The 13248-nt window shown below is 54.1% G+C and carries 11 protein-coding genes; 6 read left to right on the forward strand and 5 right to left on the reverse strand.

Annotated features, from left to right (window positions below):
- Positions 1 to 54: 54 nt before the first annotated feature.
- Complete coding sequence (gene lysC, locus ABIE10_RS01560) at positions 55 to 1416, reverse strand: lysine-sensitive aspartokinase 3 (protein ID WP_429154491.1); 1362 nt, start codon at positions 1414 to 1416, stop codon at positions 55 to 57.
- Between the two features lie 611 nt (positions 1417 to 2027).
- Between lysC and ABIE10_RS01565 the strand changes: the two genes are divergently transcribed.
- Positions 2028 to 3413, forward strand: coding sequence for a diaminobutyrate--2-oxoglutarate transaminase (locus ABIE10_RS01565; RefSeq protein WP_019076946.1), 1386 nt, complete (start codon positions 2028 to 2030; stop codon positions 3411 to 3413).
- A 15-nt stretch (positions 3414 to 3428) separates the two neighbouring features.
- Positions 3429 to 4892 carry a pyridoxal phosphate-dependent decarboxylase family protein gene (locus tag ABIE10_RS01570; protein WP_279265734.1) on the forward strand — a complete coding sequence of 488 codons (1464 nt, stop codon included), beginning with the start codon at positions 3429 to 3431 and terminating at the stop codon, positions 4890 to 4892.
- A gap of 97 nt (positions 4893 to 4989) precedes the next feature.
- Here ABIE10_RS01570 and dauA read toward each other — a convergent pair whose 3' ends face one another.
- The 4 genes from dauA to lolB all read right to left on the reverse strand — a co-directional run bounded on the left by dauA (position 4990) and on the right by lolB (position 9433).
- On the reverse strand, positions 4990 to 6672 hold the full coding sequence (gene dauA, locus ABIE10_RS01575; protein ID WP_029139565.1) for a C4-dicarboxylic acid transporter DauA: 1683 nt from the start codon (positions 6670 to 6672) through the stop codon (positions 4990 to 4992).
- A 124-nt stretch (positions 6673 to 6796) separates the two neighbouring features.
- Positions 6797 to 7744 carry a ribose-phosphate diphosphokinase gene (prs, locus tag ABIE10_RS01580; RefSeq protein ID WP_001518537.1) on the reverse strand — a complete coding sequence of 316 codons (948 nt, stop codon included), beginning with the start codon at positions 7742 to 7744 and terminating at the stop codon, positions 6797 to 6799.
- 217 nt (positions 7745 to 7961) lie between these two features.
- Positions 7962 to 8813 carry a 4-(cytidine 5'-diphospho)-2-C-methyl-D-erythritol kinase gene (gene ispE, locus ABIE10_RS01585; RefSeq protein WP_016153296.1) on the reverse strand — a complete coding sequence of 284 codons (852 nt, stop codon included), beginning with the start codon at positions 8811 to 8813 and terminating at the stop codon, positions 7962 to 7964.
- The gene (lolB, locus tag ABIE10_RS01590) at positions 8810 to 9433 is read right to left on the reverse strand and encodes a lipoprotein insertase outer membrane protein LolB (protein ID WP_047358971.1); all 624 of its coding nucleotides are present in this window, start codon (positions 9431 to 9433) and stop codon (positions 8810 to 8812) included. Before lolB ends, ispE begins: the two co-directional genes overlap by 4 nt.
- Positions 9434 to 9644: 211 nt before the next feature.
- Here lolB and hemA point away from each other — a divergent pair, with 211 nt between their 5' ends.
- Genes hemA through sirB2 form a run of 4 tightly spaced genes read left to right on the forward strand, consistent with a single transcriptional unit; the run spans position 9645 to position 13247 of the window.
- Positions 9645 to 10901 (forward strand): glutamyl-tRNA reductase, encoded by a 1257-nt coding sequence (hemA, locus tag ABIE10_RS01595; protein WP_016153294.1) that lies wholly within the window; start codon positions 9645 to 9647, stop codon positions 10899 to 10901.
- A gap of 41 nt (positions 10902 to 10942) precedes the next feature.
- On the forward strand, positions 10943 to 12025 hold the full coding sequence (gene prfA / locus ABIE10_RS01600; protein ID WP_016153293.1) for a peptide chain release factor 1: 1083 nt from the start codon (positions 10943 to 10945) through the stop codon (positions 12023 to 12025).
- The gene (gene prmC / locus ABIE10_RS01605) at positions 12025 to 12858 is read left to right on the forward strand and encodes a peptide chain release factor N(5)-glutamine methyltransferase (protein WP_153690310.1); all 834 of its coding nucleotides are present in this window, start codon (positions 12025 to 12027) and stop codon (positions 12856 to 12858) included. The genes prfA and prmC overlap by 1 nt, the downstream gene beginning before the upstream one ends.
- Positions 12855 to 13247 (forward strand): invasion regulator SirB2, encoded by a 393-nt coding sequence (gene sirB2, locus ABIE10_RS01610; protein ID WP_016153291.1) that lies wholly within the window; start codon positions 12855 to 12857, stop codon positions 13245 to 13247. The genes prmC and sirB2 overlap by 4 nt, the downstream gene beginning before the upstream one ends.
- Position 13248: the final 1 nt, after the last annotated feature.

The following is a 13248-nucleotide window of genomic DNA, read 5'->3' on the forward strand; positions in this document are numbered from 1 at the left end:
TCATTATCCTTGCATAGGACGCACTTTTATATTCGCTACGGAATATAAGAAACGTTATTCGAATAACCGATAATGTAACGTTTTAACCGCGCTATCCGCGTCTTCAGCGGGCAACAGGAAACACAGGTTGTCATTTGACGCGCCGTGGCAAATCATTCGCACCGTATGCTCTTCAAGCCAGGCAAAAACGTCTTTGCAAACCCCCGCCGCCTGAGTCAGCCGATTCCCCACCAAAGTCACTAATGCCAGTCCGGTTTCCACTTCCACACGACAGTGGGAGGACAATGCGGTAAACAATGCGCTGGTCAGTATATGATCTTCACCTGAGGTAGCGTGAGTTGCGTCCAGCGCCAGCGCAATACTGTTCTCTGAGGTTGTAACCAAATCCACCGTGACCGCGTGGCGAGCTAAAATGGCGAAGGACTGCGCCAGGAAAGAACCGGACGGTTGTGTCTCCAGACTATGTAATCGCAACAGCGTCTGTTTACGGCGCACGGCAAGCGCACGATAGCGAGGTGGGTTGTCGGTGGTGTTATGCACCAGCGTACCACCGGCAGCCGTATCCTTACTTGAGCCAACAAAGACCGGAATGCTTTTGCGCATTGCCGGAAGCAGCGTAGCCGGGTGGAGGACCTTCGCACCGAAGGCCGCCATATCGCTGGCCTCGGAAAATGAGATGTGGTCAATCCGTTTGGCCCGCGGCGCAATGCGCGGATCGGTGGTGTAGATCCCTGCGACATCGGTCCAGATGTCCACGCGTGCGGCGTGAAGCGCCTCACCGAGAAGCGTCGCCGTGTAATCACTACCACCGCGTCCCAGCGTAGTGGTATGCCCTGCGGCATCCCGGCCGATAAACCCCTGGGTCACCATAATCGCTTGCTCAAGACGAGGGCGCAGGTGAGTCTCCACCAGGTGGTGCAGGGTACTGAGTTCGGGTTCGGCGCAGCCGAAACTCGAGTTGGTACGCATCACGCTGCGGGCGTCAAACCACCCGGCCTCGGCATGCCGTTCACGTAAGACTTCAGTAAACAGTAAAGAGGACATCAGCTCGCCGTGACTGACCAATTCATCGCTTAGCGCATCAGACGGTGAAACGGTCGCCGTTTGTGCAAGATGGCGGATGTTGTTGAGAAGATTATCGATTTCCGTGCTGATAACGGACGGCTGCTTCAGGCGGGAAATAATGTTGTATTGGATGGCGCGTAGGGTCTCAAGCTTATCTAATTGTTGATGCGTTTCCAGACCTTCAGAAAGCTCGACCAGTAAGTTTGTAACGCCTGCTGAAGCAGACAGTACGACTAAACGGACATCTTGATCAGCAAGGACAATGCTGGCGCTTCGGTTCATCGCATCAATATCAGCGACGCTGGTGCCGCCAAATTTGGCAACGACGGATGGTGGATAAATGCGAGTCATAACAATCTCATATCAGGGCGCCATAAAAGTATGGCTAGAAAATTTTCATTCTCGGCATAAGGGGAAACGGTGTTCGCCTTACGAAATGTCCGCCCGCGAACATTTCTGCTGACAACCCAGGGAATACCTGTTGTCGAAAACGCGTGTCGCCTGTACGCGTTACCGGGTGCTGCGCATTAATTTTATTTACATAGCCTGCAAATAAGCGCGCCATACTAAGTGATTTATATTTAGGGATCGACTTTTTTATTCGATTTATAGACAAATAAGTGAAAAATCATGTCGTAACAAGAAAACGCGTACATTATTAATGGTAAAAACGTGTAAAAAAATAATAAAAACATGAAAATTACATGGTTTTTATAACATCGTATGCGTTGCAATTGGCTACGGTAATTGTTAATTAAATAGATATATTTCTTTAGGATTTCGTAATGAAGGGTGGCTGTTACACTTTGAATTATAAAGAAAAAACACCCGCTAAATGTGTTGAAAAATAAATGATTGAGTCCAGGGCTAAAACAACATATATTAGCCGCGCTTTTTTACAGGTAACCCTTATAACCATTTATTCAATCAGGCGTTAATCTACACCTGGTTGTAGGAGTGATATGATGACGGATAAAGTCCGTATTGATACTTTAAGTGCTAATTCATTACCACAGAGCAATGATACCTTTTTAGCAAGACAGGCTGAGTTTGAATCTAATGTCCGCAGCTATCCACGTAAACTGCCATTAGCAATTGCTAAAGCGCAGGGCGTCTGGATTACTGACGTAGAAAATAATCAATATCTTGATTGCCTGGCAGGTGCCGGAACCCTGGCGCTTGGTCATAATCATCCTGAAGTGCTGCAGAGCATTCAAAGTGTCATCACAAGCGGCTTACCGTTACATACGCTTGACCTTACCACACCGTTAAAAGATGAATTCTCATCGTATTTACTTTCTTTATTACCGGGCCAGGGCAAAGAGTATTGCCTGCAGTTCACCGGGCCGTCCGGTGCCGATGCCGTTGAAGCGGCGCTGAAGCTGGCGAAGAAAGTTACCGGCCGTTCCAGCATCATCAGCTTCTCCGGTGGCTACCACGGGATGACCCACGGCGCGCTGTCCGTGACCGGCAACCTGTCGCCGAAAGAAGCCGTCAGCAACATGATGGCGGAAGTGCAGTTTATGCCGTATCCGCATCAGTACCGTTGCCCGCTGGGTATCGGCGGCGACGCTGGCGTCAAAGCATTGACCTACTACTTCGAAAACCTGATCAACGACGTTGAGAGCGGCGTGCGTAAACCGGCTGCCGTGATCCTCGAAGCGGTGCAGGGCGAGGGCGGGGTAAACCCGGCACCGATCGAGTGGCTGCAGCGTATTCGTAAAGTGACCCAGGAACACGGCATTCTGCTGATTATCGATGAAGTTCAGGCTGGCTTCGCGCGCACGGGTAAACTGTTCGCCTTCGAACACGCAGGTATTGAGCCGGATATCATCGTGATGTCCAAAGCGGTTGGTGGCGGTCTGCCACTGGCGGTACTGGGCATTAAAAAGCAGTTCGATGCGTGGGCCCCGGGCCACCACACTGGCACCTTCCGCGGCAACCAACTGGCGATGGCGACCGGTCTGACAACGCTGAAAATCCTCAAAGACGACAAGATTGCCGATAAAGTTGCTGCGCAGGGCGAGTGGCTGAAAGGCAAACTGACTGACCTGCAGAAACGTTACCCGGTTATCGGCCAGGTACGTGGTCTGGGCCTGATGATTGGTCTGGAAATCGTTAAGCCGAACGAAGCGCAGGATCACATGGGCTGCTACCCGGCCGATGGCGAGCTTTCCGCGCTGCTGCAGAAAAAATGTTTCGAAAACGGCCTGATTCTTGAGCGTGGCGGCCGTAACGGTTGCGTACTGCGTCTGCTGCCGTCTCTGTTGATCACCAACGCAGAGCTGGAGATTTTCCTCGATAAATTCGAAAATGCCCTGCTGGGCGCTGGCGTGAAGCCGGTTTAAACGGAGTTGGATCGAATGTCAGACGTAAATCCGATTCTGTCCGGCTCGGCACAAAGCATTGCTGCCTACCAGGACGCTATCGAGCAGAGTACGCAAGCGGTCGTTGAATGGTTGAAGCAACCTGAGATGTATCAGGGCAAAACCGTTGAGCAACTGCGCGAACGTATCAACCTGAATTTTACGTCTCAGGGCCTGGGCAACCAGGCCGCTATTGAGCGTGCGGTTGAATACTTTCTGAAAGACAGCTTGTTGGTTCACCATGCGCAGTGCGTGGCGCACCTGCACTGCCCGAGCCTGGTGATTAGCCAGGCGGCAGAAGTGCTGATCAACGCCACCAACCAGAGTATGGACTCCTGGGATCAGAGCCCGTCGGCGACCATCATTGAGATCAAACTGATCGAATGGTTGCGTGAGCAGGTGGGCTATGCGGCAGGCGACGCGGGCGTGTTCACCAGCGGCGGCACCCAGAGCAACCTGATGGGCCTGATGCTGGCGCGCGACGCCTTCTTTGCCCGCCAGGGGCATTCCATTCAGCAGAATGGTCTGACCGGCGACCTGAGTAAAATTAAAGTATTTTGCTCTGAAAGCGCGCACTTCTCCGTACAGAAGAACATGGCGCTGATGGGGCTGGGTTACCGTTCCGTCACCCAGGTGAAGACCGATGCGTTCTCACGCATGGATCTGGCTGACCTGAAAGACAAGCTGGCCCAGGCGAAAGCCAACGGCGAACAGGTGATGGCGATTGTCGCCACTGCTGGTACTACCGATGCGGGTGCAATCGACCCGTTAGCGGACATTGCGGCGCTGGCGGCAGAACACCAGATCTGGATGCATGTGGATGCAGCATGGGGCGGGGCGTTATTGCTTTCTGAGCAGTATCGTCACTTCCTGAACGGCCTTGAACTGGCGGATTCCCTGACGCTGGACTTCCACAAACAGTTCTTCCAGACCATCAGCTGCGGCGCGTTCCTGCTGAAAGACGCGCGTCATTACGAGCTGATGCGTTACCAGGCGGCGTACCTGAACTCTGATTTTGATGAAGAGGCGGGCGTACCGAATCTGGTGTCGAAATCGCTGCAGACCACGCGCCGTTTTGACGCGCTGAAGCTGTGGATGGGTCTCGAAGCGCTGGGCAAAAAGCAGTATGCCGAAATCATTGATAACGGCGTAACGCTGGCGCGTGATGTGGCTGCGTTTGTGAAAACTCAGCCGCATCTGGAACTGGTGATGGAGCCGCAGCTGGCAAGCGTGCTGTTCCGTTTCCGTCCGCACAGTGAGGACATGGCGTTCGTTGCGCTGTTGAACCAGCGTATTGGCGACGTTCTGCTGGCTTCTGGTAGCGCCAATGTGGGCGTGACCGAAGCAGATGGCGTAACCTGCCTGAAGCTGACGCTGCTGAACCCAACGGTGTGTCTGGAGGATGTCAAAGTCCTGCTGGCAAGCGTGAAAGCGACAGCTGAGCGACTGCTGAACGCGTAAGCAATAAGCTGATTATAAAAATGGCTCCCACACACGGGAGCCATTTTTTTGCCTGTCATTTGTAGTCCGGCGGCGCTTCGCCTGGCTGGGCTACACGTCAGCTGATATCTGCCAGTGCGGCGTCTTTATTCGGGAAGAACGTCAGGCGTCCGGCAATCGGCTGAATGCCCGCGCGCGCCATGGTACGTAACGGCTGGAATTCCAGATTACTGATCCGCAGTTCACACCCTTCCGGGAGGCGTTTTACAAAACGCTGGAAAGCGTCCAGACCACCGGCATCCAGTACCGGGACCGCGTCCCACTTCAAGACCACAATACGTTTACCTGCAATACGCGATTCGAGATCGGTAAATAATCCCTCCGCAGCGGCAAAGAAAAGTGGGCCAATAACGCGCAGCACCAACACATCGTCAGGTACGTCTACGTTGACCGGCGCCAGACGCGTCATGCGCGCGATACGACGCATAAACAGCAGGGAGGCGAGAACGATACCGACGCTGATGGCGATCACCATGTCGAATAGCACCGTCAGCGACATACACATAAGCATGACAATGATGTCGTCTTTTGGCGCATGACGCAGCAGATCCACCACTTTATGCGCTTCACTCATGTTCCATGCCACCATCAGCAGCAGGGCGGCCATGGCGGAAAGCGGTAACCAGGAAAGCAGCGGCGCAAGCACCAGCAGGGCGAGGATCACCAGAATCGCGTGGATGACCGCTGAAATTGGTGAGGTCGCCCCGGCGCGGACGTTTGCCGCAGAACGGGCAATTGCCGCCGTGGCGGTGATACCACCGAAGAACGGTGCCACGATGTTGCCCAGGCCCTGGCCAATCAGCTCACTGTTGGCTTTATGCTTGGTGCCAGTCATCCCATCAAGTACGACGGCGCACAGTAGAGACTCAATCGCCCCGAGCATCGCCATGGAGAAGGCGGCCGGTAACAGCGCCTGTAACGAGCTCCAGCTTAGGGTAAAGTTTGACTCCGGCATGTCCCACGGTAATACCAGTTGCGGCAGCAACTGCGGGATGCCGTTACCCTGCGAGCCATCAGCCAGAATGTAGTGGAACTGAGAACCGATGGTGGCGACATGGCCACCGGTCAGGTTCACAATCCCCATTACCGCACAGCCTGCCAGCAGCGCAGGAAGGTGGCCCGGCAGTCGGATCCCCAGACGCGGCCAGAAAATCAGGATCCCCAGCGTCACCACGCCAATTGCGGCATCGCCAACGTTGAGGGTTGGCAGGGCCATAAACAGCGCGCCGACCTTTTGCAGGTAGTGCTCCGGGACATGGGCCATTTGCAGACCGAGAAAATCTTTAATCTGCATGGTACCGATGGTGATACCAATACCCGATGTAAAACCTAACGTAACGGATACCGGGATATATTCGATCAGGCGACCAAAACGGGCGAGGCCGAAAAGGATCAGGAATATCCCGGACATTAGCGTTGCGACCAGCAGGCCTGCCAGCCCAAACTGTTGCGACACCGGATACAGAATCACCACGAAGGCGGCAGTTGGGCCAGATACGCTAAAACGTGAACCCCCGGTAAGGGCGATAACAATCCCAGCCACGGCTGAGGTATACAAGCCGTACTGCGGCGCAACGCCACTGCCTATTGCCAGGGCCATCGCCAGCGGAATGGCAATGATCCCAACGGTTATCCCGGCGATCAGGTCGCGGGTAAAGCGAGAAGCGGTATATTTTTCTTTCCAACAAGCGTCGATGAGGGCGCGGAAAGGCATCACATGTGAGGAAAATAATCTGTTCACAATAATGTTTCATCCATGAGCGCATCATCTGTCAACTAAATGGCAGGTGAAGGAGGCATAAGTCATACAAATAGATGTTACAGATAAAAAAACCCGCCGCAGCGGGTTTTTGAGCCGGGCTCGATTAATGCTCGAACATAGCAGAGATGGATTCTTCGTTGCTGATACGACGAATCGCTTCGGCCAGCATACCCGACAGGGTCAATGTACGCACGTTTGGCAGTGCTTTGATTTCGTCAGTCAGTGGAATAGTGTCACAGACAACGACTTCATCAATCACTGAATTGCGCAGGTTGTTTGCCGCATTACCTGAGAAGATCGGGTGGGTAGCGTAAGCAAATACGCGTTTTGCACCACGTTCTTTCAGTGCTTCTGCTGCTTTACACAGCGTACCGCCGGTATCGATCATATCATCAACCAGCACGCAGTCACGACCTGCAACGTCACCAATAATGTGCATCACCTGAGAAACGTTCGCGCGCGGGCGTCGTTTGTCGATGATAGCCATGTCGGTATCGTTCAGCAGTTTAGCGATAGCGCGGGCACGCACGACGCCACCGATGTCCGGAGAAACCACAATCGGGTTGTCCAGATTCAGCTGCAGCATGTCTTCTAACAGGATCGGGCTACCGAATACGTTATCAACCGGTACGTCAAAGAAGCCCTGGATCTGTTCAGCATGCAGGTCAACGGTGAGGACGCGGTCAACGCCAACGCTGGACAGAAAATCAGCGACGACTTTAGCAGTAATCGGTACACGAGCGGAACGTACGCGACGATCCTGACGTGCATAGCCGAAGTAAGGAATAACGGCGGTGATACGGCCTGCGGAAGCACGGCGCAGCGCATCAACCATAACGACCAATTCCATCAGGTTGTCGTTAGTAGGGGCACAAGTGGACTGGATGATGAAAATATCACCACCGCGTACATTTTCATTAATTTGTACGCTGACTTCGCCGTCGCTAAAGCGACCTACAGCGGCGTCGCCGAGTGAAGTGTACAGGCGGTTGGCAATACGTTGTGCTAGTTCCGGGGTGGCGTTACCAGCAAAAAGCTTCATATCAGGCACGAGAAGAACCTCAGGCATGCGTCCATTGGTGGAAAGAATCTGCCGAAAACTGTGCGGGCCAGGCAGTATCCTCTCCATGCGGTGTATTAAAGAGCGCGATGCAACGTCTGGAACAGGGTGACGTTGTCACCGCAACTCAGCTTGCCCGGCTTACTCGTCATCTTTCACGTTTCATGTGTGCTGGCATATTTCGCCATCTTCCTGAAACCCGAATGATTTAGAGTAACGCTCTGTGCAATGGGGAGAGGTTGACACCTTTCGCCACAAAGCCTTTGAGCCATTCCGGGGCTTGCTCAAGCACCTGGCGAGCACGAGACTCAGTGTCAAATTCAGCAAAGACACAAGCCCCTGTACCAGTCAGGCGCGACGGCGCGTATTCTAACAGCCAGGAAAGCGCCGCATCAACCTCGCGAAAACGTTTTCTTGCGATAACCTCGCAATCATTGCTGAATTCACATTTTAGTAACGTTTTTATTGACCTTTTTGGCGTGTTGCGCGGGAGGTCGGGATCTTTAAAAATCACCGGCGTCGGAATACTGACTCCCGGGTGGGCGACCAGATACCATTTTTCCTCTGGCTCGACCGGGGTCAGAATTTCACCTACGCCTTCGGCAAAGGCCGCATGGCCGCGCACGAATACGGGAACGTCCGCCCCCAGCGTTAAGCCGAGTCCTGCCAGTTCATCAACCGAAAGTCCGCACTGCCAAAGGTGATTCAGCGCCACCAGGACGGTAGCTGCATTAGACGAACCTCCGCCAAGACCGCCGCCCATCGGCAGGCGTTTTTCGATACTGATGTCGGCGCCGCTCCCTTTGGGAAGGCGATCGCTTTCAGACGCCGCCTTCATCAGCAAGCGCGCCGCACGGACAATGAGATTGTCTTCATGTGCAACGCCTTCCACCGGCGTTAACAGGCGGATTTCGCCGTCGCCACGCAGCGCAATACCTATCGTGTCGCCATAATCAAGAAACTGGAATAGCGTTTGCAAAGTGTGATAACCGTCCGCACGCTGCCCGGTGATGTATAAAAACAGATTCAGTTTTGCCGGAGAGGGCCAGTGGGTCATCATTTCACAATCCAGTTATCCATTTTCAGCTTAATACGCTGATCGCCGTCGGACAGTTCCATGTTTGCCGGCATCGCGGGCTTAATTTTGCTGTCGTAGGCGCTATAGACCACTTTCCAATTTTTACCGTCTTTGCTGTAGTTCACTTCACTCAGACGATACTGGTCGTCGAGTTTGTAATCGCTGGCGTCTCCCGGCAGGCCAAGGATCCACTGGCGCAGGCTGTTCAATGGAATAGGCATGCCGGTCAGCTTACCAATCATCTCTTCGGCGTCGTCAGCGGTGTAGTGCTTGCCTTTGTTATCGACAAGTTCGACGTTGCCCGGCTGGGCATTGAGTTCCAGTTCAGTGCTGCCCAGGGGATTGGTCAGCAGGAGACGGTAGCGATCCTGTCCGGTTTGTTGCCAGAAAAAGCGGGCATAGACTTTCTGTTGATCGGAAATATACGCAAACGCACCGCGCGTCTGATATTGGTTCAGGGCGCGTACTTCCTGCTGGTGCTGGCGCCACTGTGGAGAGTCAGGGCTTTTGCCGGGACCTTTCGGCGCGTTGAGCGTACAGGCGGTAAGAGCCAGGGCCGCCAACGGCAGCAGGCGAATCAGGCGAAAATCAGGCAGGGTCATAATGATGACAAATCCTTGAGATACGTTGCAGTTATAACTCTTAATGCTAGCGCCGCCATCATACATCGTCTACGTTCAAGTTATCTTAAATCGCTCAAATTTGTGCACTAAGCTATTACTCCAAAAGGGGGCAGTCTCTTTTATTGACCGCACGCATCCTGTATGATGCACCCAGTCTAACCTTATCAACGCTGGTACTATTCCCGCACACATGACCCTTTTAGCGCTTGGTATTAACCATAAAACGGCACCTGTATCGCTGCGAGAACGCGTAACGTTTTCGCCGGATACGCTCGATCAGGCGCTGGACAGCCTGCTTGCGCAGCCAATGGTGCAGGGCGGGGTGGTGCTGTCGACGTGTAACCGTACGGAACTGTATCTCAGCGTTGAAGAGCAGGATAACCTGCAAGAAGCGCTGGTTCGCTGGCTGTGCGATTACCATAATCTTAATGAAGAAGACTTGCGCAATAGCCTGTACTGGCACCAGGACAACGACGCCGTCAGTCATTTGATGCGTGTTGCCAGCGGTCTGGATTCGCTGGTGCTTGGTGAACCGCAGATTCTGGGGCAGGTGAAAAAAGCTTTTGCGGATTCGCAAAAAGGTCACCTGAACGCCAGTGCGCTGGAACGCATGTTCCAGAAATCATTCTCTGTCGCTAAACGTGTACGTACAGAAACAGACATCGGTGCCAGCGCCGTGTCCGTGGCTTTTGCCGCCTGTACGCTGGCGCGGCAAATATTTGAATCGCTCTCCACGGTGACCGTGCTGTTAGTGGGCGCAGGCGAAACCATTGAGCTGGTGGCGCGACACCTGCGTGAGCATCAAGTGAAGAAGATGATCATCGCCAACCGTACCCGCGAGCGGGCGCAAGTGCTGGCGGATGAAGTCGGCGCCGAAGTGATTTCGCTGAGTGATATCGACGCGCGTTTACAGGATGCCGATATTATTATCAGTTCTACCGCCAGCCCGCTGCCGATTATCGGCAAAGGAATGGTGGAGCGCGCGCTTAAAAATCGCCGTAATCAACCTATGCTGCTGGTGGATATCGCCGTACCGCGCGATGTCGAGCCGGAAGTGGGTAAGTTGTCCAACGCCTATCTGTACAGCGTTGACGACCTGCAAAGCATCATTTCGCATAACCTGGCCCAGCGCAAAGCGGCGGCCGTGGAAGCCGAAACCATTGTGGCGCAGGAAACCAGCGAATTTATGGCCTGGCTACGCGCTCAGGGCGCAAGTGAAACTATCCGCGAGTATCGCAGTCAGTCAGAACAGATCCGTGATGAACTGACTGCCAAAGCGTTGGCCGCTCTTCAACAGGGTGGTGATGCGCAAGCCATTATGCAGGATCTGGCCTGGAAACTGACCAACCGCTTGATCCATGCACCAACCAAATCACTTCAACAGGCCGCCCGTGACGGGGATAGTGAACGCCTGAATATTCTGCGCGACAGCCTCGGGCTGGAGTAGCAGCACACCAATCTTATTTTTTACAGGGTGCATTTACGCCTATGAAGCCTTCTATCGTTGCCAAACTGGAAGCCCTGCATGAACGCCATGAAGAAGTTCAGGCGCTGCTCGGGGATGCGGGTACTATCGCAGACCAGGAACGCTTTCGTGCACTGTCGCGCGAATATGCGCAATTAAGCGATGTATCTCGCTGTTTTACGGACTGGCAACAGGTTCAGGAAGATATCGAGACGGCTCAGATGATGCTCGACGATCCTGAAATGCGTGAAATGGCGCAGGATGAACTGCGTGAAGCAAAAGATAAATGCGAGCAGCTGGAGCAACATCTGCAGGTTCTGCTGTTGCCTAAAGATCCTGATGACGAACGTAACGCCTTCCTCGAAGTGCGTGCGGGAACCGGTGGTGATGAGGCCGCGCTGTTTGCCGGCGATCTGTTCCGCATGTACAGCCGTTACGCTGAATCGCGTCGCTGGCGGGTAGAGATCATGAGCGCCAGCGAAGGCGAACATGGCGGGTTTAAAGAAGTCATTGCTAAAATTAGCGGCGAAGGCGTGTACGGTCGACTGAAATTTGAGTCCGGTGGGCATCGCGTGCAGCGCGTACCTGCGACGGAGTCACAGGGCCGTATTCACACTTCTGCCTGTACGGTCGCGGTCATGCCGGAACTACCAGATGCCGAACTGCCGGACATCAACCCGGCCGATCTGCGTATTGATACCTTCCGCTCATCAGGCGCAGGGGGTCAGCACGTTAACACCACCGACTCCGCAATCCGTATTACCCACTTGCCGACTGGTATCGTAGTGGAATGCCAGGACGAACGTTCGCAGCATAAAAACAAAGCGAAAGCGATGTCGGTGCTGGGGGCGCGAATTCGTGCCGCCGAAGTGGCAAGACGTCAACAGGCAGAAGCCTCTGAGCGTCGCAATCTGTTGGGCAGTGGCGATCGCAGCGATCGCAACCGTACCTATAACTTCCCGCAGGGTCGCGTGACCGATCACCGCATTAACCTGACGCTCTACCGTCTGGATGAAGCGATGGAAGGCAAACTGGATATGCTCATTGAGCCAATTGTCCAGGAATACCAGGCCGACCAACTGGCGGCGTTGTCCGAGCAGGATTAATGGATTATCAGCACTGGCTGCGTGAAGCGATAAGCCAATTACAGGCAAGTGAAAGCCCACGCCGTGACGCCGAGATTTTGCTCGAGTTTGTTACCGGTAAGGGACGCACCTTTATTTTGGCTTTCGGTGAAACGGTATTAACCGAGGCGCAGCGTCAACAGCTCGACACATTACTGGAGCGCCGTCAGCGGGGTGAGCCGGTGGCGCATTTAACCGGCGTGCGGGAGTTCTGGTCGTTGCCGCTGTTTGTGTCTCCGGCTACGCTTATCCCTCGTCCGGATACTGAATGTCTGGTGGAACAGGCGCTGGCTCGCCTGCCGGCCTCAGCGTGCCGCATTCTCGATTTGGGAACCGGCACGGGCGCCATTGCGCTGGCGCTGGCAACCGAGCGTCCGGATTGCGCAGTAACGGCGGTTGACCGCATGCCGGATGCCGTTGCGCTGGCCACTCGCAACAAACAGCATCTGGGCATCGACAATGTTTGCGTGCTGCAAAGCAACTGGTTCAGCGCTTTGCAGGGACAGCAGTTTGACATGATTGTCAGCAATCCGCCGTATATCGACGAACAGGATCCGCACCTGGCGCAAGGCGATGTACGCTTTGAACCTCTGTCGGCACTGGTGGCGGGCGATCGGGGACTGGCGGATATTGTGCATATCATTGACCAGTCTCAGCGCGTGTTAACGCCCGGCGGCTATCTGTTGCTGGAACATGGCTGGCAGCAGGGGCAGGCCGTCCGGGACGTCTTTACTCGTGCGGGTTACCAGGCGGTTGCAACCTGCCGTGATTATGGCGGCAACGAGCGAATTACGCTTGGACGCATCCCATCATGAGTACCTTCAGTGTGTTACTCAACATTCATCTCATCAGTATTGCGCTTTCCGTTGGCTTGCTGACGTTGCGTTTTTGGTGGCGTTACACCGACTCGCGTCTTGCCTGCGCACGCTGGACGCGCATTGTGCCACCGGTTGTGGATACCGTTTTATTACTCAGCGGCGTGGCGTTAATGGTTAAAGCGCACATCCTGCCATTCACTGAGCACGGGACATGGCTGACTGAAAAGCTGTTTGGGGTTATCATTTACATCGTTTTGGGTTTTATTGCGCTCGATTATCGTCGGGCGCGCAGTCAGCAGGCGCGATTAGTCGCATTTCCGCTGGCGCTGGTGGTGCTGTACATCATCATTAAACTCGCCACCACAAAAATACCGTTACTGGGGTAAG

This window comes from Citrobacter sp. 506, from assembly GCF_050434985.1.
Classification (GTDB): domain Bacteria; phylum Pseudomonadota; class Gammaproteobacteria; order Enterobacterales; family Enterobacteriaceae; genus Citrobacter; species Citrobacter braakii.